The 22,986-nt window shown below is 40.6% G+C and carries 21 protein-coding genes; 15 read left to right on the forward strand and 6 right to left on the reverse strand.

Annotation, left to right across the window (positions count from 1 at the left end):
* The first annotated feature begins 37 nt into the window (after positions 1-37).
* On the forward strand, positions 38-934 hold the full coding sequence (locus tag I6E72_RS03060; protein ID WP_197111015.1) for a hypothetical protein: 897 nt from the start codon (positions 38-40) through the stop codon (positions 932-934).
* Between the two features lie 124 nt (positions 935-1,058).
* Here I6E72_RS03060 and dapD read toward each other — a convergent pair whose 3' ends face one another.
* The 3 genes from dapD to map form a co-directional block, all read right to left on the reverse strand.
* Positions 1,059-1,886, reverse strand: coding sequence for a 2,3,4,5-tetrahydropyridine-2,6-dicarboxylate N-succinyltransferase (dapD, locus tag I6E72_RS03065; RefSeq protein ID WP_002958324.1), 828 nt, complete (start codon positions 1,884-1,886; stop codon positions 1,059-1,061).
* Between the two features lie 9 nt (positions 1,887-1,895).
* The gene (gene glnD / locus I6E72_RS03070; protein ID WP_007580974.1) at positions 1,896-4,514 is read right to left on the reverse strand and encodes a [protein-PII] uridylyltransferase; all 2,619 of its coding nucleotides are present in this window, start codon (positions 4,512-4,514) and stop codon (positions 1,896-1,898) included.
* Positions 4,515-4,580: 66 nt separating this feature from the next.
* A complete protein-coding gene (gene map, locus I6E72_RS03075) occupies positions 4,581-5,366 on the reverse strand; it encodes a type I methionyl aminopeptidase (protein ID WP_007580976.1) in 786 nt (261 codons plus the stop codon).
* A 271-nt stretch (positions 5,367-5,637) separates the two neighbouring features.
* Here map and rpsB point away from each other — a divergent pair, with 271 nt between their 5' ends.
* The 14 genes from rpsB (at position 5,638) to I6E72_RS03145 (ending at position 19,311) form a co-directional block, all read left to right on the forward strand.
* The gene (gene rpsB / locus I6E72_RS03080) at positions 5,638-6,366 is read left to right on the forward strand and encodes a 30S ribosomal protein S2 (RefSeq protein ID WP_007580978.1); all 729 of its coding nucleotides are present in this window, start codon (positions 5,638-5,640) and stop codon (positions 6,364-6,366) included.
* 103 nt (positions 6,367-6,469) lie between these two features.
* Positions 6,470-7,321, forward strand: a complete 852-nt coding sequence (gene tsf, locus I6E72_RS03085) for a translation elongation factor Ts (protein ID WP_007580981.1) — start codon at positions 6,470-6,472, stop codon at positions 7,319-7,321.
* Between the two features lie 157 nt (positions 7,322-7,478).
* Entirely contained in the window at positions 7,479-8,228 is a 750-nt protein-coding gene (gene pyrH / locus I6E72_RS03090) for a UMP kinase (protein WP_007580982.1), read from the forward strand.
* A gap of 49 nt (positions 8,229-8,277) precedes the next feature.
* Positions 8,278-8,799 (forward strand): ribosome recycling factor, encoded by a 522-nt coding sequence (gene frr / locus I6E72_RS03095; RefSeq protein WP_206006177.1) that lies wholly within the window; start codon positions 8,278-8,280, stop codon positions 8,797-8,799.
* A 371-nt stretch (positions 8,800-9,170) separates the two neighbouring features.
* Positions 9,171-9,950: an isoprenyl transferase gene (locus tag I6E72_RS03100; RefSeq protein WP_007580985.1), complete on the forward strand. Its 780-nt coding sequence runs from the start codon at positions 9,171-9,173 to the stop codon at positions 9,948-9,950.
* A 19-nt stretch (positions 9,951-9,969) separates the two neighbouring features.
* Positions 9,970-10,836, forward strand: a complete 867-nt coding sequence (locus I6E72_RS03105) for a phosphatidate cytidylyltransferase (RefSeq protein WP_101217235.1) — start codon at positions 9,970-9,972, stop codon at positions 10,834-10,836.
* Positions 10,833-12,038: a 1-deoxy-D-xylulose-5-phosphate reductoisomerase gene (gene ispC / locus I6E72_RS03110; protein ID WP_024590724.1), complete on the forward strand. Its 1,206-nt coding sequence runs from the start codon at positions 10,833-10,835 to the stop codon at positions 12,036-12,038. The genes I6E72_RS03105 and ispC overlap by 4 nt, the downstream gene beginning before the upstream one ends.
* 1 nt (position 12,039) lies before the next feature.
* Positions 12,040-13,392 carry a sigma E protease regulator RseP gene (gene rseP, locus I6E72_RS03115; protein WP_197111017.1) on the forward strand — a complete coding sequence of 451 codons (1,353 nt, stop codon included), beginning with the start codon at positions 12,040-12,042 and terminating at the stop codon, positions 13,390-13,392.
* A 96-nt stretch (positions 13,393-13,488) separates the two neighbouring features.
* On the forward strand, positions 13,489-15,960 hold the full coding sequence (gene bamA / locus I6E72_RS03120) for an outer membrane protein assembly factor BamA (protein ID WP_007580991.1): 2,472 nt from the start codon (positions 13,489-13,491) through the stop codon (positions 15,958-15,960).
* Positions 15,961-15,971: 11 nt separating this feature from the next.
* On the forward strand, positions 15,972-16,490 hold the full coding sequence (locus I6E72_RS03125; protein WP_007580993.1) for an OmpH family outer membrane protein: 519 nt from the start codon (positions 15,972-15,974) through the stop codon (positions 16,488-16,490).
* 7 nt (positions 16,491-16,497) lie between these two features.
* Complete coding sequence (gene lpxD / locus I6E72_RS03130; protein ID WP_197111019.1) at positions 16,498-17,520, forward strand: UDP-3-O-(3-hydroxymyristoyl)glucosamine N-acyltransferase; 1,023 nt, start codon at positions 16,498-16,500, stop codon at positions 17,518-17,520.
* A 26-nt stretch (positions 17,521-17,546) separates the two neighbouring features.
* Entirely contained in the window at positions 17,547-17,999 is a 453-nt protein-coding gene (gene fabZ, locus I6E72_RS03135; RefSeq protein ID WP_007580997.1) for a 3-hydroxyacyl-ACP dehydratase FabZ, read from the forward strand.
* A gap of 2 nt (positions 18,000-18,001) precedes the next feature.
* A complete protein-coding gene (gene lpxA, locus I6E72_RS03140) occupies positions 18,002-18,772 on the forward strand; it encodes an acyl-ACP--UDP-N-acetylglucosamine O-acyltransferase (protein ID WP_007580998.1) in 771 nt (256 codons plus the stop codon).
* Positions 18,773-18,918: 146 nt separating this feature from the next.
* Positions 18,919-19,311 carry a septal ring lytic transglycosylase RlpA family protein gene (locus tag I6E72_RS03145; protein WP_197111021.1) on the forward strand — a complete coding sequence of 131 codons (393 nt, stop codon included), beginning with the start codon at positions 18,919-18,921 and terminating at the stop codon, positions 19,309-19,311.
* Here I6E72_RS03145 and cydC read toward each other — a convergent pair.
* The 3 genes from cydC to cydX are packed head-to-tail and all read right to left on the reverse strand — an operon-like array spanning position 19,294 to position 22,979.
* Entirely contained in the window at positions 19,294-21,039 is a 1,746-nt protein-coding gene (gene cydC / locus I6E72_RS03150) for a thiol reductant ABC exporter subunit CydC (RefSeq protein WP_197111023.1), read from the reverse strand. The genes I6E72_RS03145 and cydC overlap by 18 nt on opposite strands.
* The gene (gene cydD / locus I6E72_RS03155; RefSeq protein ID WP_197111025.1) at positions 21,032-22,825 is read right to left on the reverse strand and encodes a thiol reductant ABC exporter subunit CydD; all 1,794 of its coding nucleotides are present in this window, start codon (positions 22,823-22,825) and stop codon (positions 21,032-21,034) included. Before cydD ends, cydC begins: the two co-directional genes overlap by 8 nt.
* Positions 22,815-22,979 carry a cytochrome bd-I oxidase subunit CydX gene (gene cydX / locus I6E72_RS03160; RefSeq protein WP_002958303.1) on the reverse strand — a complete coding sequence of 55 codons (165 nt, stop codon included), beginning with the start codon at positions 22,977-22,979 and terminating at the stop codon, positions 22,815-22,817. The genes cydD and cydX overlap by 11 nt, the downstream gene beginning before the upstream one ends.
* Between the last annotated feature and the right edge of the window lie 7 nt (positions 22,980-22,986).

Raw genomic sequence — 22,986 nt, forward strand, 5'->3', positions numbered from 1 at the left:
ATTTTTATGTAAATATCGTTCAAGCAAGGAGCAGGAAATGAATGAAGAGAATAGTAGGCTAAATTCAAAAAAGTTAGATAGGTGGGATTCCATATTTAAATTTTTCTTTTATTCCACACCAACACTCGCATTTATCGTCTTTTTAATACAGTATTTTACCACTAGCGGTAGCTTTTCCACAGATTTTCATTCTTTAGATAATTGGAAAACATTCTCGAATACGTTCAATTTACCTATTGGTATTTTTACTGCTCTAGCAGCAATTACAACTTTAATAGGAATGTATTACAGGAGTATGCAATTAACTCTACAACTAAGTCGAGTTGAAACACAGTTAGAAATAGCAAATAAGCAATTTAATAAATCGGAACAACAATTTGAGCTTGCACAAGAACAGTTCAAGTTAGCTCAAAAAAAAGAAAATTTTGTGCTCTATTTAGAGCACCAGAAGTTTTTGAGAGAAGAGGTAGAAGGTGAGTTAAATCGGACAAGAAATTTGTTTTCATATAGTACGAAACCTGTCGGGGAAAGTACTTTTAGGTTCAATAAGTTTTATAAGCTTATGTTTCCAGAGAATACTTATAATCAAATGATAGAGTTTGGTACTAAAGCCACAGCTCCTCATTTTGAGATTAAAATGATAGCTTATGCAATTGAACTGCAGAGGTTATTAGTTGAGGTAGAGAATAGTAGTATCGAACCACTTGAACTTTATAAGGGCATCGTAACACCAGTCTTAGATACAGGCTTTACTTATGCGAGTTATACTAAATTAGATACTAAAGGGGTCAATAACTTAATTAAGGAGACCGTAAGGTTCATGCAATTTTGTATTGTAATATTATTATCATATGGATTGATAAAAGAAATCTCATATCAACTGTGCACAAAAGAATTCAGTGATATTTCAAAAATATATGACGATAATGAATAACGTTGATTACTTTAAAAAGCCCTAAACCAAAGGCTTAGAGCTTTTCTATATACAATTAAAGTTTAGCTTAAACACTTAACTTTAAAGTATTGTTGGGTTTCGTTTCACTCAACCCAACCGACTATTACTCATCAATTGAGCGGAGTAGGGCGTTGATGCCTACTTTTTCACGTGTTTGTTTATCTACTTTTTTCACGATGATTGCAGCGTAAAGGCTGTGGGTGCCATCTTTTGACGGTAGTGCGCCTGGTACAACTACGGCGCCTGCAGGTACGCGGCCGTAGTGAATTTCGCCAGTTTCACGGTCGTAAATACGGGTGCTTTGGCTGATGTAAACGCCCATTGAAATTACTGCGCCTTCTTCAACAATTACGCCTTCAACAATTTCAGAACGTGCGCCAATAAAACAGTTGTCTTCAATGATAGTTGGATTAGCTTGTAGAGGCTCTAAAACACCGCCTATGCCTACGCCACCTGATAAATGTACGTTCTTACCAATTTGTGCACATGAGCCTACAGTCGCCCATGTATCAACCATGGTGCCGTCGTCAACATATGCGCCAATGTTTACGTACGATGGCATAAGTACTACGTTTTTACCTACAAAGCTGCCTTTACGCGCTACTGCGTTTGGCACTACGCGCATACCGCCTTGCTGAAATTGCTCTGGCGTGTAGTCGCTAAATTTAAGTGGTACTTTGTCGTAAAACTGGTTTACGCCGTCGTTCATTGGTTGGTTGTCGCGAATACGAAACGACAGTAATACTGCTTTTTTAAGCCACTGGTGTACAACCCATTCACCTGATATTTTTTCGGCAACGCGTGCTGCGCCGCTATCAAGTAAATCAAGTGCGTCAATAATGGCTTGTTTTACGTCGCTTGATACTGTGCTTGGGCTAATACTATCGCGGTTGTCCCATGCGTTTTCGATCATCGTTTTTAAATCTGACATGTGTGTCCTCTATTCTGTTTCGGCGTTGAATTTTTTACGTAATGCCTGATGAATTTTTGCTTGTTCTTCATCAGTCAGCGCTTGGTATTCGTTATTAGATACGACAAAGAAATCCTCGGCACGTTCACCTACCGTTGTAATACGGGCAGCGTGAATGTGTAGTAAATGCGCTTGGAAAACTTCGGCTATTTTGGTTAGTAAACCTTGTATATCGACGGCTTGAATTTCTATTAAGCTACGGTCTTTGCGTGCATGTGGGCGCAACACAATTTTAGGTTTAATATTAAAATCTTTAAAGCGTTGAGAGCGGCTCTTTTTAAAGCGAATCTTTTTACGCGGATCGCTCAGTGCTTGCTCAAGCCCACGTTTAATTGATTGCGCTCGACCACTTGCAATAGGGTCGCCACTTACTTCAAGTATTACAAAGCTAAACAAGACGTAACCGTCTTTTGTGGTTAGTACTTGCGCGTGTTGTATTTGCGCTTTTTTAGAGCCAATCACACTTACTAATCGGGCAAACAGTGGGCCAGAGTAGGGGCTGTATACAAATACTTGTGTGCCACCATGCATAGCTTTGTTAGATACAACAACACTTGGCTGGCTTAAGTCTGTGCTACTTAATAAATGCTCACTTTGCCATGATATTTGCTGTTCGCTAAAGGCGGTAAAGTAGTTGGCTTTAAAGCGGCTCCAAATTAAATCAATTTTTTCCTCTTGATAACCCAGATTTATTAAGCGTTGTTTAGCTTGGTGCTTTTTGTCGCGAATTTGGTCGCGTTGATCCATTGGGTTTTCGAGCCCTAGACGCAAAGCGCGCTGCGTGTGTAAGTAGAGCTCACGCAGTAGGGTGTTTTTCCAATCGTTCCATAAGTTGTCGTTGGTTGCACGTATGTCGGCAACGGTTAAACAATATAAGTAGTCGAGTTGGCGCTCTGTTTTAACGCGTGTAGCGAAGTCTTTTATTACAGCAGGGTCGTTAATGTCTTTACGCTGTGCGGTAACCGACATAAGTAAATGGTTACTTACAAGCCATGCAACGAGCTTTGCATCCACCGATGAAAAACCATGTAATTTAGCAAATGCTATTGCGTCAACAGCGCCAAGTTCTGAGTGGTCGCCACCTCGGCCTTTAGCTATGTCGTGAAATATACCGGCTAAATAAAGTAGCTCTGGTTTGTCCATTCGAGTGACTATTTCACTACAAATAGGAAACTCGCTAATGCCTGTTTTATCAAAATATTCGTAAATGTTTTTGATTAATTTGTGAGTGTGCTCATCTACGGTGTACGCGTGAAACAAATCGAACTGCATTTGCCCAAATATATTACGCCACTGCGGTAAGTAGGCGGCAAGCATGCCGTGCTTGTGCATGAGCGTAAATGCGCGGCCCATACCGTTAGGATGTTTAACTAAGCGTAAAAAGGCTTCGCGACAGGCTGCGTAATCTTGCAAATCGCCCAATAAACGACGGCGCACTTGGCGAATAGTACGAATAGTACTTGGGTAAATATGCGTTATTGCTGGGTTATCGGCTATGTGCTCAAACAATACAAAGAGTTGGTCGCGTCTAAAAAATACCGACGGATCTTTTACGCGTATTTGATGACCTACTTGCTCAAAGTTTCTGTCGAGTTCTATTGCTGCCACAGCACTACTTTCGGGCATTATACTTTGTTCAAAGTATGAAAGTAGCATTTGGTTAAGTTCGCGCACGCGGCTCATTATTCTAAATAAGCGTTTCATCATACGCTCAACAGAGGCTTTACCGTCGCTACCAAAACCTAAAATTTCGGCGGCTTGCGGTTGATGATCAAACAATAAGCGGTTTTCAGCTCGACCTGCAGCTAAATGCAGTGCAAAGCGAATGTTCCATAGGTTTTCTAGGCACTCAGAAAGCTCTTGAAACTCTTCGTGAGTTAAGTATCCGTGGCTTATTAACTCTTGCAGGGTTTCGGTTCTAAAATGCTTTTTTGCCACCCAAATAATGGTTTGTAAGTCGCGCAGACCACCGGGGTTTTCTTTAATGTTTGGCTCAAGATTATACGCGGTGCCGTGGCACTTTCTGTGGCGTAAGTTTTGTTCTTGAACTTTGGCAGTAAAAAATTCACCTGAGCGCCATACTGGCGTTTCAAGAATATGCATTTTGAGTTTTTCAAACTCAATGTGGTTACCAAAAATAAGGCGGCTTTCGAGCAAGCTGGTGGCAAAAGTAACGTCTTCACGTTTTTGCTCAATGGCTTGTTCTATCGTACGCACGCTGTGACCAATCTCTAAGTTGAGATCCCATAGCATGGTGACAAACTGGCCTATTTTTTCGCATATTTCTTCGCTTGGCGGTTTAGTTACAAGCAATAAAAAGTCGATGTCGGAGTAGGGATGTAGCTCACCACGTCCGTATCCGCCTACCGCTATTAATGCTAAATCAGGTTCGCGCGCTAAGTCGTAAACATGAAAAAGCTTAATGAGTAGGCGGTCAATAAACTCAGCCCGGGCATTAATTAAATTCCCAACCGGTTGTTTAGAAAATTCGTTATGTAACCATTTATAAAAATAGCTAGAACAATCGCGATAATCACTAAGTTGCTCTGCATCGCTAAGCAACTTTTTTACTTTGTTGGGTAATGCCACGTGGGCTGGCTCCTTGTTGAACCTTTCACACGGATAAGAATTTTCTTATCAAGTGTTTCGGTTTTATTAGTGTTCTATGATCCGCTCGATAGTATCATCTGATCGTAGCGTTAAAATTTCAACACCATTTTCAGTCACTAATAAAGTATGTTCCCACTGTGCAGACAAACTACGGTCGCGTGTTACTACTGTCCAATCATCTTTAAGAAGCTTACATTGGCGTTTACCCGCATTAACCATAGGTTCAATAGTTAAACACATACCTGCTTTTAAGGCCTCGCCAGTACCGGCTTTACCGTAATGCATTATTTGTGGTTCTTCATGAAATCCTGCGCCGATACCGTGGCCGCAATATTCACGTACAATTGAGTAGTTAAAGCTCTCTGCATATTTTTGAATTGCTGAGCCAATATCACCCAAGCGCACACCTGGTTTTACCATTTTAATAGCAAGGTATAAGCTTTCTTGTGTTACTTCTGCAAGACGCTTAGCTTGAATGTTTGGTGTACCAACGTGGAACATTTTAGATGTGTCGCCGTGGTAACCATCTTTAATGACAGTTACGTCGATATTTACACTGTCGCCTTCTTTTAATGCTTTGTCATTTGGAATTCCGTGACAAATAACATGATTAACTGACGTACAAACTGATTTTGGAAAGCCATGATAATTTAACGGAGCAGGGATTGCTTGTTGCACATTAACAATATAATCATGACAAAGTGTATTTAGCTCATCGGTGGTAACACCTGGCACTACATGAGGGCCGATCATTTCAAGTACATCGGCCGCTAAGCGCCCAGCTACGCGCATTTTCTCTATTTCTTCAGGGGTCTTGATAATAGCGCTCATTGAGGCTCCAAAGTTGAGTTTTTAACATTTATCGTCGAACAAATTTTGCACGCGACGTTGAGTATTTAATTTTAATATGGTATAAAGCGCGCCGTCTTTTTACAAATAAATTCTTAAATGATTTTTTGTATTTAAGGCAAACACAATTTTATTTTAACACACACACGTATCGTCACATACACTTGGGTGCATTTGAAGTTTAATTACTTCGGTGTTGGTGCTATGGGATATGTGGAGGCCTAACCCTAAACAACTATAGAGGATCTATAAAATGGCAAACGTTTCAATGCGCGATATGCTTCAAGCTGGTGTTCACTTTGGTCACCAAGCACGTTACTGGAACCCTAAGATGAAGCCTTTCATCTTCGGCACACGTAACCGTGTACATATCATCAACCTTGAGCAAACTGTACCAATGTTCAACGACGCACTTAAGTTTTTATCAAGTGCTGCAGCAAACAAAGGTAAAGTTCTTTTCGTTGGTACTAAGCGCGCAGCAAGCGACGCAGTTAAATCAGCTGCTTTAGAAAGCGACCAGTTCTTCGTAAATCACCGTTGGTTAGGTGGTATGTTGACTAACTGGAAAACTGTACGTCAATCAATCAAGCGTCTTAAAGACCTTGAAGCACAAAGCCAAGACGGAACTTTCGAGAAATTAACTAAGAAAGAAACGTTAACGCTTAACCGCGAAATGGAAAAGCTTGAAAAGAGCCTTGGTGGTATCAAAAACATGGGCGGTCTTCCAGACGCGCTTTTCGTTATCGATGCTGACCACGAGCACATTGCTATCCGTGAAGCAAACAACCTAGGTATTCCAGTTGTTGCAATCGTAGATACTAACTCTAACCCAGACGGTGTTGATTACATCGTACCTGGTAACGATGATGCTATCCGTGCTGTAAGCCTTTACACTAGCGCTGTTGCAGCTGCTATTACTGAAGGTCGCGAGAATAACATCGTTGCTCAAGCTGAGAAAGACGATTTCGTTGAAGCTGAGTAATTAGCTGTCATCAAGTCTTCATCTTTTTAAGGTGAAGACTTGCTATTCTTGTCGAGCGGGTAACCCGCTTATCTAACCTGATTTCAGATTTGAGGATTTACTAATGGCTGTAACTACTGCCCTAGTTAAAGAATTACGCGAGCGCACAGGCGCTGGCATGATGGATTGTAAAAAAGCGTTAACTGAGACTGATGGCGACATCGAGTTAGCGATTGAAAACATGCGTAAAAGTGGCGCTGCTAAAGCTGCTAAAAAAGCAGGTAACATTGCTGCTGAAGGTACTATCATCATCAAGCAAAACGCGGGTGTTGCAGTACTAGTAGAAGTTAACTGTCAAACAGATTTCGTTGCAAAAGACGTAAGCTTCTTAGCATTTGCTAACAAAGTTGCTGACGCTGCAATTGCTGACACTATCTCTATCGAAGACTTACAAGCTAAGTTTGAAGAAGACCGTGTTGAGCTAGTTACTAAAATTGGCGAAAACATCAATGTACGTCGTCTGCAGTACGTAACTGGTGAAAACCTAGTTGAGTACCGTCATGGCGATCGTATCGGTGTTGTTGTTGCGGGTGTTGCTGATGAAGAAACACTTAAGCACGTTGCAATGCACGTTGCTGCATCTAGCCCTGAATACTTAACACCTTCAGATGTACCAGCCGATGTTGTTGCTAAAGAAAAGCAAGTACAAATCGAAATCGCGATGAATGAAGGCAAGCCTGCTGAAATCGCTGAGAAGATGGTTGTTGGCCGCATGAAAAAATTCACTGGTGAGGTTTCTCTTACTGGTCAAGCTTTCATCATGGAGCCTAAGAAAACTGTTGGCGATATTCTTAAAGAGAAAAACGCAACAGTTACTAGCTTCGTACGTGTAGAAGTTGGTGAAGGTATCGAGAAGAAAGAAGAAGATTTTGCTGCTGAAGTTGCTGCTCAAATTGCTGCTGCTAAAGCTAAGTAAGATTACTATTTGTGAAGGATAATGAAATTAGATGCAATTAAAGTACTATTTGGTTTTGCTTCGCAGCTAGAAATTCTTTAAAATAACCGCGCTTTTATGTTTAACATAAGCGCGGTTATTTTTTATCCATAATTCAATAAAAGTTGGCCCCAATACTATGACTATCAATCGCAAACCTATTTTTAGACGTGTTCTTCTCAAATTAAGTGGTGAAGCTTTAATGGGAGACGAAGGCTTCGGCATCGATCCTAAAGTTTTAGACCGTATGGCACAAGAAATTAAAGAGCTAGTAGAGCTCGACGTAGAAGTGGGTTTAGTTATTGGTGGAGGTAACTTTTTACGCGGTGGATCACTTGCAGAAGCAGGTATGAATCGCGTAGTAGGCGATCACATGGGTATGCTTGCAACTGTTATGAACGGCCTTGCAATGCGTGATGCGCTACACCGTGCATTTGTAAACTGTCGTCTTATGTCGGCTATTCCGCTTAATGGTGTATGTGACGCTTATAACTGGGCTGAAGCAATTAGTTTATTGAAAACTGGTCGCGTAGTCATTTTTGCAGCGGGTACTGGTAACCCATTTTTTACTACCGATTCTGCAGCATGTTTACGCGGTATCGAAATTGAAGCGGATACAGTAATTAAAGCGACTAAGGTTGATGGCGTATACAGTGATGACCCTGTTAAAAACCCAGATGCGACGCTTTATACCCACTTAAGCTACAATGAAATCATTGAAAAAGAATTAAAAGTTATGGATTTAGCGGCATTTACTCTAGCCCGCGATCACAATATGCCATTGAGCGTATTTAACATGAATAAATCAGGCGCGCTAAAACGCGTAATTATGGGTGAAGAAGAAGGTACACTTATTTCTTCACAAGCCTCAGATGAAATAATCAAATAATTAGGATTAAACCGTGATTAACGATATTCAAAAAGACGCGCAAGCGCGCATGCAAAAAAGTGTAACTGCACTAGGTAGCCAATTATCTAAAATTCGTACTGGCCGTGCACATCCTGCAATCCTAGATGGCATTATGGTGTCGTACTACGGTGCACCAACGCCTTTAAACCAAGTTGCTAACGTAACAATTGAAGATTCTCGTACACTGGCTATTGGTGTATTTGATAAGTCTTTAGCGCAAGCTGTTGAAAAAGCAATTATGGCATCTGACTTAGGTTTAAACCCTATGTCGGCAGGTACTGTTATTCGCGTACCACTTCCTCCACTTACAGAAGAGCGTCGTAAAGACCTAATTAAAATTGTACGCGCTGAAGTTGAAGGCGGTCGTGTTGCTATTCGTAACATTCGTCGTGATGCTAATGGCGATGTAAAGGGTTTATTAAAAGATAAAGACATATCTGAAGATGAAGCGCGTCAATCAGATGATGCGATTCAAAAGCTTACTGATAAGTTTATTAAAGAAATGGATACTTTATTAGCTGCCAAAGAAACAGAATTGATGGAAATCTAAGTAAGGTCCTGTTTATCTTTCGAGGTTGAATTTGCAGTAGTGTGTTTGGTTTTTAGGCAAGGCAGAGCCTGTGTAGTGTGGTTATTCCCCATAATTAGGCGATAACGATGCATAAAATCCAAACACGCGCTGCCCAAAGGGTTCTGTCTAGGGGCGATTAACTCTTTGTTGCCTACATGGATGTAGGTAAGGGGCGTGAGCAGGACGCGGAAGCTTTACTCGATTTTTGCTTAGTCCACTAGGTTACAAATCTTGCGCCGCGATTAAGTCGCCCCTAGATTGAACAAATTACAATCCTGAAAGGTCGACAGGACCTATTAAAATTATTAGTTTTGAAACGCCGTCTAGGGTATACTAGACGGCGTTTTTTTATGGAATACTCGATATTTATGGTTCTAGATGCTGACACAATTTCACAGCAATGTTTACCCAAACATGTTGCTATCATCATGGATGGGAACGGACGTTGGGCGCAAGCTAGAAATAGACCTCGTGTGTATGGGCATAAAAAAGGCGTAGACGCAGTTCGTCAATCTGTTCAGTTTTGTACTAAATTAGGGATACAATCGTTAACCTTATTTGCTTTTAGTAGTGAAAACTGGCGCCGCCCTGAAGACGAAGTAAACACTTTAATGGAGCTTTTCTTATTTGTTTTAACAAAGGAAGTTAAAAAGCTTCATAAAAACAATGTAAAACTGACCATTATTGGAGACTTATCACGATTTTCTGAAGGATTACGTAGCAAGGTAGACGCTGCACATAAGCTGACTGAAAATAACACCGGGTTGCGTTTAAATGTTGCAGCTAATTACGGTGGTCGTTGGGATGTTGCCAATGCGGCAAAACAACTTGCTTTGCAAGTTGCGCAGGGCACACTAAACGCAGAAGATATTACAGAAGAGCGCTTAGCACAGCATATGAGCATGGCAGATCAGGCTGAACCTGATTTACTTATTCGCACTGGTGGCGATGTTCGTATTAGTAATTTTTTACTATGGCAAGTTGCTTATGCAGAACTTTACTTTACCGAGACACTTTGGCCAGATTTTAATGAAGCAGCATTTGCTGAGGCCATTGCGTGTTACGTTGCCAGAGAGCGACGTTTTGGTTGTACGGGCGAACAAATAAAACAATTACTCGCTCAAACCTAAATAGAATAAGGGTCACATTTTGTTAAAACAACGAATTTTAACCTCTCTAGTGCTAGCTCCATTAGCATTGGCTTTGGTTTTTTATACACCGCTTACGTTATTTAGTTACTTTGCTGGTGCAATTGTATTATTAGGCGCATGGGAATGGTCTGCATTTATGGGCCTTTGCGACAAGCTTAAACGTGCTGCCTTTGTTGTGTTTATTGCAGCTTTACTTGCCTTGCTTAATTTACATTGGCCTATTGAATCATTATGGGAAAATGGCAAGCTAGTCGGTGATGCAAATTACGTATTTACGCTTTCGTTTGCTTGGTGGATTGTTGCTAGCTATTTAATTTGGCGCTACCCAGAGATGGCTAAAGCGTGGAATGAAGGCCTAGTTATGCGCGGTATTGCAGGATTATTAACGCTTGTGCCGTTATGGCTTGCACTAAATACACTACGTAGCGCGCAATATGCTGAATCAACTCATTTTGGTTCGGTGCTTATTTTAGTGGTACTCGGTATTGTATGGAGCGCAGATGTGGGTGCTTACTTTACGGGTAAAAGTTTTGGTAAACATAAGTTAATGCCTAAAGTCAGCCCTAATAAAACAATTGAAGGGTTAGCAGGCGGTGTAGTCGCTTCTATTATTTTTGTATTAGCATTTTGTCACTTTACCGATGTTGATTTAGTTGTATGGCCTGTGTACGCGATAATGACAGCATTTATTGCGTTGTTTTCTGCGGTAGGTGATTTACTGGAAAGCATGTTTAAACGTGAAGCTGGTTTAAAAGATAGCGGTCGATGTTTACCAGGGCACGGCGGTATTTTAGATAGAATTGACAGCTTAACGGCTGCTGCTCCAATGTTTGTTATGTGCTATGCGTGGACTCTTAGTTTATGAGCCAAAAGCAATTGCTGGTTATTTTAGGCGCAACAGGCTCAATTGGTTTAAGTACACTTGATGTTGTGTCGCGCAATAAAGAGTTATTTGATGTTTTTGTTTTGGCTGCAGGACAAAATGCAAAGAAAATGGCGGAGTTGTGTATTGAACATGAACCGCTTTATGCGATTATGGCTAACCAGCAGGCCGCAGAGCAGTTATCTGCGTATTTAGCTAATACTCAGTGCCAAACTCTGGTTATGCACGGTGAGCAAGCAATGAGTGACTTATGTGCTCATCCCGATGTTGACATTGTAATGTCGGCAATTGTAGGTGCAGCTGGTTTACTACCCACATTAAGTGCTGTTGAAGCTGGTAAAAAAGTACTACTAGCTAATAAAGAATCTTTAGTTATGTCAGGTCAGTTGTTTATTGATAAAGTTAAACAACATAAAGCCACTTTGCTGCCAATAGATAGCGAACATAATGCAATTTTTCAATGCCTACCTTCTTCGTTACAAAATGCCAAAGGCGATCAAAAACTACAGCAACATGGCGTAAGTAAAATTTTGCTTACTGGCTCTGGAGGCCCGTTTTTAACGCGTGATATAAATACGTTAAAAGATGTAACCGTAAGTGAAGCCGTTGCACACCCTAACTGGTCGATGGGTCAAAAAATATCAGTAGATTCCGCAACTATGATGAACAAAGGTTTAGAGTTTATTGAAGCTAAGTGGTTATTCAATTGTGATGCGAGTGATATTGATGTGGTTATTCATCCACAAAGTATCATTCACTCAATGGTGCAGTACCACGATGGTTCTATTTTAGCGCAAATGGGTAACCCCGATATGCGCACGCCAATTGCCCATGCACTTGCGTATCCTGAGCGAATTAATGCGGGTGTTAAACCGTTAAACTTCTCTGACATTTGTGATTTTTCGTTTACTAAACCTGATTTTTCTCGTTATCCAAATTTACAATTAGCGATTGATGCGTGTAGTGCAGGGCAGGGTGCGACAACAACGGTTAACGCAGCAAATGAAATAGCTGTGGGCGCATTCTTAAACGGTAAAATTGGTTTTACCGATATATACAAAATAAATGCACAGACGCTAGAAGCTGCAACTTACACCAATGTGCAAAGCCTAGATGAAATTTTAGAGTGTGATAAATTAGCGCGTATTAGCGCTTCAGAATTTATAACAAAAGTGGCGCATTAATATGTTTGATTTTTTTTGGAATCTTGGCTCATTTATTTTAGCGCTTGGTATTTTAGTGGCCATACATGAATATGGCCATTTTTGGGTTGCACGAAAAATGGGCGTTAAAGTGCTGCGTTTTTCAATTGGTTTTGGTAAGCCACTGTTAAAATGGCATGACAAATATAATACCGAATACGTGATTGCCGCTATTCCATTAGGTGGTTATGTAAAAATGCTTGATGAGCGAGTTGATGACGTACCAGCAAATCAACGACACTTGTCGTTTAACTCTAAATCTGTACAAGCGCGTATTGCTATTGTTGCAGCAGGTCCTATGGCTAACTTTTTGTTTGCCATTTTTGCTCTTACGGTGATGTATATGGTAGGAGTGCAATCGGTTAAGCCAGTTGTTGGCAGCATAACCGAAGGCAGTCGCGCAGAGCAGGCGGGCATTATGCCTTCTCAACATATTATAAAAATTGGTAATGATGACATAACGACATGGCAAGATGCCACGTTTGCGCTTATGTCTAACTTAGGCGAAGAAAGCGTTGAAGTTATTGTTCGTGATAAAAACCTTCAACCACGCGTTAAAACGCTTAATTTAGAGGGGTGGAAGCTTGACCAACGAGACGTACCACCATTAAGTTCGTTAGGTATTGTGCCATTTAGACCTCAAGCAACTTTAACAATTGCCGCCGTAACTAAAGACTCAGCCGCAGAACACGCTAATTTACAAGTTAACGACACAATTTTGGCTGTAAACGGTGAAACAATAAGCAATTGGCAGCAATTAGTTAATCTTATTACGCAATCAGCTAACAAATCTTTACAATTTAGTGTAAAAAGACAAGATACTATACAAGCCATTACAGTTACCCCTAAAGGGCGCATTGATAATAACGGTATTGAACAAGGCTTTTTAGGTGTTGCTCCTGTTGTACAGCAATGGCCTGATGGCTATGTAGAGACAAGGCATTACGGCCCGCTCGATAGTATCGTGCGAGGCACAAAAGAAACGTGGCGCTTAATTACACTCAGTTTTGACATGATTGGTAATTTAATTACAGGCCAGGTTTCGGTTAAAAATTTAAGTGGTCCTGTGGGCATTGCAGTAGGCGCTGGAACTAGCGTAAGCTATGGGTTAGTGGCCTTTTTAAGCTTTTTAGCCTTAATAAGCGTTAACTTGGGTGTATTTAATTTATTACCCTTACCAGTGCTTGATGGCGGACACTTAATGTATTACATAATTGAACTTTTTCGTAAAAAGCCGGTCTCTGAAAAGACACAAGAGTTTGGTTTTAAAGTGGGTGCCTTGTTGCTCATTTTTCTAACATGTTTCGCTTTGTTCAATGATGTATCGCGTTTGTAGTTACAGCGTGGCAAATTACTAATTAGAACACGATTGTAAAGCACCACTAGTAAGGTGTTATGCGGTAATACAGTTGTAAAGGATAAAGATAATAAAATGGCTATAAAAAAACATTTGGCAATAACAAGTTTATTGGGTGCAAGTTTTGCAGCCCTAGGCCAAAACTCCTTTATTGTTGAAGACCTGAAAGTTGAAGGTTTGCAGCGCGTAGCACTTGGTGCAGCGCTAACACATATTCCTATTAACGTAGGCGATAATGTTGATGACTATACGATTTCAAAAACAATAAAGTCACTTTATCGTTCTGGGCACTTTGATAACATAAAAGCACTTCGTGATGGCAACAACGTTATTTTTAAAGTAACGGAACGTCCTACCATCAGCTTTATTGAGTTTGAAGGCAATAAAGACATTAAAGACGAGCAGCTTAATGAGTCTCTTGATCAGCAAGATATTCGCCAAGGTGAACCACTTGATAAAACCGTTATCGATAGTATCGAAAAAGGCTTAGTTGAGTTTTTCCACAGCATTGGTAAATACAACGCTAAAGTAGATATCAGTATTACTAAGTTGCCACGTAACCGCGTTAAACTTAAGTTAGAGTTTGATGAAGGTGATGCTGCTTCTATCCGCCAAATTAACTTAGTGGGTAATGAACTTTTTTCTAATGAAGAGCTTCTTAAACTTGCTGAATCGCAGCAAGATTTACCTTGGTGGCAGTTTATGGGTAGCGACCGTTACCAAAAGCAAACCATTGAAGGCGATTTAGAAAAAATTCGTAGTTATTATTTAGACCGTGGTTACCTGCGTTTTAATATCGACTCAACGCAAGTTTCAGTGAGCCCTGAACGTGAATCGGTTTACGTTACAGCTAACTTAACTGAAGGCGTAAAATATAAAGTTAAAGGTTTTGACTTTATTGGTGACTTGCTTGGCCGTGAAGACTTAATTAAAAGTGTTATCCCACTTAGAGCGGGTGAGCTTTATAACGGTTCTGTAGTTACTTCATCTGAAGAGTTTATTAAAAGCTACTTAGCACGTTTTGGTTACGCTAATGCTGAAGTGCGTACAATTCCAGAAATTGACGACGAAAAGCAAGAAGTACAATTAACACTATCGGTTAATCCAGGTAAGCGTGTATACGTTCGTCGTATTATTGTTGGTGGCAACCAAAATACGGCAGATGAAGTACTTCGTCGTGAAATGACACAACTTGAAGGCGCATGGTTATCTAATCAAAACCTTGAGCGTTCAAAACTGCAAATTCAACGCCTACCTTACATGGAAACTGTTGATTTTAACGTAGTGCCTGTACCCGGTGTGGATGACCAAGTAGATGTAGACTTTACTGTAAAAGAGCAATCTGCAGGTAGCTTTAATGCTGGTCTTGCTTATGGTTCTTACTTAGGTCTGCAGTTTAATATTGGTGTAACAGAATCTAACTTTTTAGGCACAGGTAACCAAATTGGTTTAAACCTTAATACGTCTACAGGTTCTGAAAGCTTAAGCTTATCGTACACAGACCCATACTTTACGCCAGATGGTGTATCGCAAGGCAGTAGCATCTTTTACAGAAACTACGATGCAAGTAAATTCAGTCTTGTTGAATATAAATCGAAAAGTTATGGTTTAGGCACAAATATTGGTTTTCCGATTGATGCTGTAAATCGTGTTAACTTTGGCGCCCGTTGGATTAAAGAAGAGCTTTCGGATATTGCAGAGTACGAGCAAACGCGTGTACTTCGTGAAACATTCTTAGATCCAGATAACCCAGATGCAGGCTTTGACTTTACTAAGTATGAGCTGAGTGTTGGCTGGTCGCGTATCACCGTTAACCGTGGTTTATTCCCAACAGCGGGTTCGCGTCAAACTCTAAACTTAACAGCAACAACGCCTAACTCAGATCTTCAGTACTTTAAACTGAACTACGATTCGCGTTTTTACTGGCCTATATCAAATGACCACCGTTGGGTATTCTCAACGCGTGCAGCACTTGGTTATGGTAATGGTTATGGTTCTACAAACGGGTATGAGCAAACACTTCCATTCCAAGAGTACTTCCGTATAACGGAAATGGAACTACGTGGCTTTGACCGTAATACGATATTACCACGTGCTGTGTCGCGTATACCGCAGTCTATTCCGGGTACGCCAGGTGCAGACGGTACTACAACCGGTAGCATTGGTGGTGCATCAGAATTTGATATTCTAGTGCCACAAGGTCGTATTGGTGGTAATGCTAAAGCAGTGGCAGGTATGGAGCTAATTGTTCCTACACCATTCTTAGATGAAGAAAATACCAGCTCTGTACGTACTAGCTTCTTTGTTGATGCTGCAAACGTATGGGATACTGAGTTTAACGTAGACCGCTATCAAAACTTAGGCGTTGATGAACGTGCTAAATTAGATGACTATTCAGACCCAATGCGTTTTAGGGTTTCAACCGGTCTTTCATTACAATGGATCTCTCCAATGGGTCCAATGCTGATCAGTTTTGCGTATCCATTGCAAAAAGAAGAAGATGACGATACGAAAACCATCAGCTTTAACATTAGTAACACTTTCTAAAGGAGTTTTTTGTGAAAAAATTATTTAAATCAACAGCTGTAGCAGTTTTAGCAACGTTAATGATGGGTACTTCTGTGAATGCATTTGCACACAAAGTAGGTATTGTTGATATGCAGGAAATCTACAAGCAAATTCCTCAAATGGCTAAAATTGAACAGTCTTTACAAACTGAGTTTGCTGAACGTCGTCAAGAGCTTGAAAAGTTACAAGGCGATATTCGTTTTGAAGCTGAAAAATTTAAACGTGAAAGTACAACTATGAGCCAAGCTCAAAAAGATACTCTGCGTGAAAAAATTCAAGGCATGCAAAAAAATCTTGCTGAACAAGGTCGCCCTTTAGAGCAAGAAATTAAAGCGCGTCAAAACCAAGAGCTTGCTAAAGTTCAAGGTGTAATCATCAAAACAATTGAAGAGATTGCTAAAGACGGCGACTTCGACGAAGTTAAAGTAAAAGACACTACTATTTACTTTAACCCTAAAGAAGTGACTGATCTTTCATCTAAAGTTGTAGCCGCTGTTAGTAAGAAATAATCACTCTATGCAAAATTATACGCTTTCGCAAATTGCGGAACTTCTAGGCGCCGAACTTCAGGGTGATGGCGCTTTAGAAATAAAAAAAATAGCGACACTTGCAAATGCCCATTCTGGGCATATTGCATTTTTAGCGAACTCAAAATATCGATCGCAACTTGAAACTACTCAAGCGAGTGCTGTAATAGTAAGCCAAGCCGATGCAGAGTACTTTAGTGGCAGCAAAATTATTGTTGCTAATCCGTATGTAAGTTACGCAAAATTAGCGCAATTTATGGATACAACACCACGCTCAGCCTCGACGGGTATTCATCCAAGTGCAACTGTTCATTCAACAGCGATTGTTAGTGATAGCGCCGCTATTGGTGCTAACGCAGTCATTGAAGCTCATGCAGTGATAGGTGACAACGCGCAAATTGGTCCGAACAGTTTTATCGGGGAACGTGTTAAAATAGGTTCTGGCACTAAGCTTTGGCCTAGTGTGACTATTTATCACGATGTTGAAATTGGTTCAGATTGTTTGTTTCAAGCAAATAGTGTTGTAGGTAGTGATGGGTTTGGCTATGCAAATGAGCGCGGGCAGTGGGTTAAAATACCTCAGCTTGGTTCAGTTATCATAGGCAACAAAGTTGAAATTGGTGCAAGTACGACAATTGATCGTGGTGCACTGGACAATACCATCATTCATAGCAATGTTATTATCGATAATCAGTGTCAAATAGCGCACAACGTTGAAGTTAATTCAGGCACCGCAATAGCGGGCTGCACTGTACTTGCAGGAAGCGTTACCATTGGCAAGAACTGTCAAATTGGTGGCATGGTTGCAATTAATGGTCACATGTCTGTATGTGATGGTGTTACAATTACCGGCATGAGTATGGTGACAAAATCAATCACCGAACCAGGTATTTACTCATCTGGTATGCCCCATACAACAAACAAAGAATGGCGTAAATCAATAGCTCACTTGCGTAACCTTTCAGACATGAAATCTCGTCTTAAAGCGCTTGAAGCATTGGCTAAGTCATAACGTTGAACACTAATAAGGATGCTATTTTGGCAAACGAATTAAATAGCCTTGATATTCAAGAAATTTTAAGTTTATTACCGCACCGTTACCCGATGCTATTAATTGATCGTGTTATTGATTTTACACCTGGCAAGTCTTTACATGCTATTAAAAATGTTTCTATAAATGAACCAATTTTTACTGGGCACTTTCCAAATCAGCCAATTTTTCCTGGTGTGCTAATATTAGAATCAATGGCGCAAGCAACGGGTTTATTAGGTTTTAAAACAGTAGAAAACCGTAGCGAAAACGAATTGTATTTGTTTGCTGCTGTTGATAACGCACGTTTTAAACAACCTGTAATTCCTGGTGATACAATGCATCTTCATGTTGAGTTTTTAAAAGAACGTCGCAACATTTGGAAGTTTGCTGCAGAAGCTAGAGTCGACGGCAAAATAGTGTGTAGTGCCGAAATTATGTGTGCGAGAAGAGAGTTTTAATAGTGATCCATTCTACAGCAATAATCGAACCTGGCGCTAAACTAGGCAACAATGTCTCAGTTGGTCCGTATAGTTATATTGGCAATGATGTTGTTATCGGTGATAACTGTATTATTGAGTCTCACGTTGTTGTTAAAGGGCCGTCAACTATTGGCTCTGGCAATCATATTTTTCAGTTTGCGTCTGTGGGCGAAGCCTGCCAAGACAAAAAATACAACAACGAGCCAACCACATTAATCATGGGTGATAACAACGTTATCCGTGAATGTGCCACTATTCACCGTGGTACGATTCAAGACCAAGGTGTTACTAAAATTGGTAGTAATAATTTGTTTATGGCTTATACACACGTTGCACATGACGCGGTAATTGGCGATAACGTAATTTTTGCTAACAACGCAAGTGTGGCCGGCCATGTACATGTTGGTGACTGGGTTATCCTTGGTGGTAATTCGGGTGTTCATCAGTTTTGTAAAATTGGTGCACATGCCTTTATTGGTATGTATTCAGGTGTTAACAAAGATGTACCACCATTTGTTACTACCATTGGTATGCCAGCAGGCCCTGCAGCTATCAATAAAGAAGGCATGAAGCGTCGTGGTTTCGAAAGTGATGAAATTATGGCTGTACGACGTGCATACAAAGCATTTTATCGTAAAAGCTTAGGTGCTGAAGAAGCTATTGAGTCGCTTAGTGAGGATGCCGCAAAGTATCCTGCTGTGAAATTGATGGTCGACTTTGTTAAAAACTCAGAGCGCGGCATTGTAAGATAATTACAGGCTTTGCTTTAAGCATTAAAAAAACCACCCTAGATGATAAATCGAAGGTGGTTTTTTATTGTGCTGCTTAAAGCTAATTCAGTTAATACTCAGGGTACTTGAGTTAGTATGCGAGTAATTTATATAATAAAAGCCGTCCTATGCGTTTACCTAAGTTAGTTCTCACTCTTTTTATTACTTCAGTTTTAGCCGCTTGTAGTAGCCAGCCTATTATTAAATCATCTGCTGGAGAAATCACTCAAGTTGGGAAAGCATCTTTTTATGCTGATAAATACCACGGAAGAACAACCGCCAACGGAGAGCGCTTTAGCCAACAAGCCGCCACTGCAGCCCATTTAGAATTCGATTTTGGTACTACGGTGGTTGTTACCAATCTAGCTAATAACAAATCAGTCACGGTAAGAATCAACGATAGAGGCCCGTATGTGCGAGGTCGTATTATTGATTTATCAAAAAGTATGTTTAAAAAGATAGCCGACCCAAAAGTCGGCGTTATTGATGTATCAGTAAAGGTTTTAAAACCGGGTAGTTAGCGCAACATAACCAGGATAAGCCCCACTGAGCTCTTTATGAGAGCCTTGTGCGACTACTTTACCGCCTTCTAACCATACAACATTATCCATTTGAGCAAGTAGAGCGGGATCGTGCGTAATTGTGAGCACGCTCGCGTTATTCATAACATGCATTATTGCTTGCATTACCCCTTGCTTAGACTGATTATCAAGACCTTCTGTTGGTTCATCAAGAACTAAAATAGCTGGGCTTTTAAGTAATGCTTGTGCAATGGCTATACGTCTAGACTGACCTTGCGACACATTACGCCCGCCAGTGCCTAATCGTGTTTTTAAACCTTCTTTTAGCTCATTAAACCACGGGCTTAATTGCGCTAACGAGAGCGCTTCAATCATTTGCTCTTTAGTTGCATTTGGCGCGGCATAACGTAAATTTTCACTCAGTGTGCCATCAAAAATATGGTGTTGCTGGGCTAATATATTTATCACACTTGCGCGTATATCATTATTTAACGAATGTAAGTCAACAACGCTATTTTGATTACTTAGCGTTATGCTGCCTTGTTGCAAAGGCCATAAACCAGTAAGTAGATTTACAAGCGTTGTTTTACCGCTGCCGCTTCTACCTACAATCGCTACTTTTTGCTGGGGCATTAGCTCAAAACTGATATTAGTAAGCGCTGTTTGCTCACCATATTGGTAGCTAATATTGTTAAGTGCTAACGTGTGGTTTTGTGAGTTAAAGTTTTCATCAACGTCTACATGTGTATCTTTAGCTTGTGAGTTAGCGGCTTTATCTTCAAGTGTAAACAACCGCTCTGCTGCTTTTAATACACTAGGAAGCTCTATAAACGCATTGGGTAGTAGCAATACGCTTTCAAAGCTTGCCAGTACAAATAAACTTAACATAGCAAGTTCTACATTTACCATACTGTTGGTGTAAACCAGTGGGACTATGGTTACTATGCTAGCAAGCATCGCTAATTGAACAACCAACAAGCTTAACCCATCTGAGTTTGCTAGTGCTTTGTGGCGAATAAATAATTGCTGATTGTACTGCTCGCTTAATTCGTCGCACTTATTAAGTTGCTGCGAACGGGCTTGATAAATACTAAGCTCTCTAAGTCCTGTGAGTGTATCTGAAAGCTCAGAGCGAAGTTGTGCACTAAGTTGTGTTTCTTTATGGCTGTTTTTAGTGAGCTTTGCGCTGAGTAGGGCAGGTATAACCACACCAATAAGTATAATGCCAGTAAAGCAAATAAGGGCGACGTTGCCATTATAGGCCGACATAAACAGCATGATGATTGGCACACTTAAAAGAGCGACTAGCATAGGAAGTAAAACGTTTAAATAAAACTTGTCGAGTGCGTCTACATCGTTTTGTAATCGGTTAACTAGATCAGCACTGCGGCTCATTGCTAAATCAACATTGTTAAGCTTACTTAACGTTGCAAATACATTGGTACGTATTTCACTTAGTAATAAAAACGTGGCGTTATGAGTAACTAGGCGTTCGCCATAGCGCGATGCAGTTCGTACAATTGCTAAAAACCGAATCGTTCCTGCTGGAGTAAAGTAGTTCATTTGCACGCCCGCAAGACCTGCAGCCGCCATTGACGCTAAAAACCAGCCAGAAATAGCCAACAAGCCCACATTAGCTAATACCGTAATCGTTGCTAAAAATGTACCCAATAGCATAGCTTTATAATGAGGAGCACAAAGCTTTAATAAGCGAATAAAATTATGCATGCGCAACCCCTTGTTTAGCCGTTTTTAGTAAGTTAGCAAATGCACCATTTTGCGCTGCAAGTGTTTCAAAGTGACCTTGCTCAGCTATTTTCCCATCGTGCATAACAATGATATTGCTGGCATGTTTAACGGTATTTAATCGATGAGCAATGACTAATACTAAGTTGTTTTTAGCATATTCATTAATAGCATCTTGAATAAGCAGCTCTGTTTGGCTATCAAGGTGCGCTGTAGGCTCATCAAGCACTAAAACTGGTGCTTGTTTGATGAATGCACGTGCGAGTGCGATGCGTTGCTTTTGTCCGCCAGAAAGCCCTTCGCCTTGCTCACCTATCAGTGTGTTAAAACCATCGGGTAGGGTATTTATAAATTCAAGCACACCAGCTTGCTTTGCTGCATGTTCAAGCTGTTGCTGTGTGGCAGTTGGTTTGGCCAATTTAATGTTGGCAGCAATGGTGTCGTAAAACAGCGTCGCTTTTTGTGGTATCCATGCAATGTTATTTTGCAGGTAAGTAATATCGGTTGTGCTTAAACTCTGCCCGTTAATAGATAGGTGGTTTATCACCTCAGGGTGAAACCCTAATAAGCAATCAAACAACGTACTTTTACCTGAGCCACTACTGCCCACAACGGCAATTAAGCCTTTATTTGGCAGTGTTAAATTTATATTTTTAATGCCTTCGTTACTATCTGGGTATATAAAATTAAGGTCGGTAATACTTATGGAGTTAATTGCATTTAAAGTTAAATTGTTTTCAGGCGTGCTGGTAGTTACGGGCTCACTTTCGTCACTTGGCAGTGGTGCATTTAAAATCGCAACCATATCGGCAGCGGCACTAATGCCTTGTAAACGTGCATGGTAATGGCTACCTAGCTGGCGCAGTGGTAAATAAAATTCAGGCGCTAAAAGTAGCACCACAAAGCCAGTAGCAAAATCAAGAGTGCCAAAAAACAGTCTAAAACCAATAATTACTGCGACTAATGCCACGCTAATGGTGGCTAAAAACTCAAGTGCAAATGATGATAAAAACGCGATTTTTAAAACATCGAGTGTAGCGTGTCTAAAATCGTCTGAAATTTTAGCTATTTGTTTAAGCTCGGTACGTGTTGCATTAAATAGCTTGAGTTGAGTTAAACCTTGTACGCGGTCAAAAAAGTAATTGCCCAGTACAGCAAGTTGCTTCCAGCGTTTTTGGTTTAAAGCTTCGGCTTTTGAGCCTACCAAAATCATGAAAAAAGGAATGAGCGGGGCGGTCAATAAAAATATCAGCCCAGCTTTATAATCTGTCGGAAAAATAACAACCAATATTGCCAGCGGAATAAGCGCGCTGTAAGCAGCACCAGGTAGGTATTTAGCATAATAGTCGTGGAGTGCTTCTACGCCATTATGTAGGGTATTTAATGTAGCGCCTTGGCCGTGTTGTTCTATATAGCTTGGCCCAAGTAAGCTGAGCTTATTTAGAAGTGTTTGGCGCATAGCCGATTTTATTTTAAGTGCAGCATATGCACTCAAGCGTTCGCTTAATGCTAAAAACACCGCGCGCAATAAAATAATGCCTGCTAAGGGCCATAATAAATGAGTAACTTGGGCTAAATTATTACCTTCAAACATAACGTTGTGAATAGTTTGCGCAAGTAAATAAGCACCTGCAATCATCAGTAATGCGTTAAAAGTACCCAGTGCAATGCTTAACTTTAACCACACTGCAGCGGGTTTACTTTGACGCTTTAAAAAAGCGCGCAGTGATTGCTGCTGCGCGCGATCTGGTCGGGGGTTAGTCGTCATCTTTTGTGTTGTTAGCATCGTTTAATAAATCGTGCATGGCTTGTTCATCATCAGCAATGCTGTTTTTATTTTGATGAAATTCGTACCACATTACATTTATTACACCTAAGGTACAGGCCAAAAGTACACCTAAAATCCAAGCGAAATACCACATAGTTTAG

This window comes from Pseudoalteromonas sp. NSLLW24, from assembly GCF_015864725.1.
Taxonomy (GTDB): Bacteria; Pseudomonadota; Gammaproteobacteria; order Enterobacterales; family Alteromonadaceae; genus Pseudoalteromonas; species Pseudoalteromonas arctica.

Bases quoted from the DNA above. Each gene is read 5' to 3' on its own strand.
- map (WP_007580976.1), bottom strand. From the start codon at position 5,366: ATGAGCGCTATTATCAAGACCCCTGAAGAAATAGAGAAAATGCGCGTA.
- rpsB (WP_007580978.1), top strand. From the start codon at position 5,638: ATGGCAAACGTTTCAATGCGCGATATGCTTCAAGCTGGTGTTCACTTT.
- dapD (WP_002958324.1), bottom strand. From the start codon at position 1,886: ATGTCAGATTTAAAAACGATGATCGAAAACGCATGGGACAACCGCGAT.
- cydX (WP_002958303.1), bottom strand. From the start codon at position 22,979: ATGTGGTATTTCGCTTGGATTTTAGGTGTACTTTTGGCCTGTACCTTA.
- lpxD (WP_197111019.1), top strand. From the start codon at position 16,498: ATGCAAAATTATACGCTTTCGCAAATTGCGGAACTTCTAGGCGCCGAA.
- I6E72_RS03100 (WP_007580985.1), top strand. From the start codon at position 9,171: ATGGAATACTCGATATTTATGGTTCTAGATGCTGACACAATTTCACAG.
- I6E72_RS03060 (WP_197111015.1), top strand. From the start codon at position 38: ATGAATGAAGAGAATAGTAGGCTAAATTCAAAAAAGTTAGATAGGTGG.
- bamA (WP_007580991.1), top strand. From the start codon at position 13,489: ATGGCTATAAAAAAACATTTGGCAATAACAAGTTTATTGGGTGCAAGT.
- I6E72_RS03145 (WP_197111021.1), top strand. From the start codon at position 18,919: ATGCGTTTACCTAAGTTAGTTCTCACTCTTTTTATTACTTCAGTTTTA.
- tsf (WP_007580981.1), top strand. From the start codon at position 6,470: ATGGCTGTAACTACTGCCCTAGTTAAAGAATTACGCGAGCGCACAGGC.
- pyrH (WP_007580982.1), top strand. From the start codon at position 7,479: ATGACTATCAATCGCAAACCTATTTTTAGACGTGTTCTTCTCAAATTA.
- rseP (WP_197111017.1), top strand. From the start codon at position 12,040: ATGTTTGATTTTTTTTGGAATCTTGGCTCATTTATTTTAGCGCTTGGT.
- frr (WP_206006177.1), top strand. From the start codon at position 8,278: ATGCAAAAAAGTGTAACTGCACTAGGTAGCCAATTATCTAAAATTCGT.
- cydD (WP_197111025.1), bottom strand. From the start codon at position 22,825: ATGACGACTAACCCCCGACCAGATCGCGCGCAGCAGCAATCACTGCGC.
- ispC (WP_024590724.1), top strand. From the start codon at position 10,833: ATGAGCCAAAAGCAATTGCTGGTTATTTTAGGCGCAACAGGCTCAATT.
- cydC (WP_197111023.1), bottom strand. From the start codon at position 21,039: ATGCATAATTTTATTCGCTTATTAAAGCTTTGTGCTCCTCATTATAAA.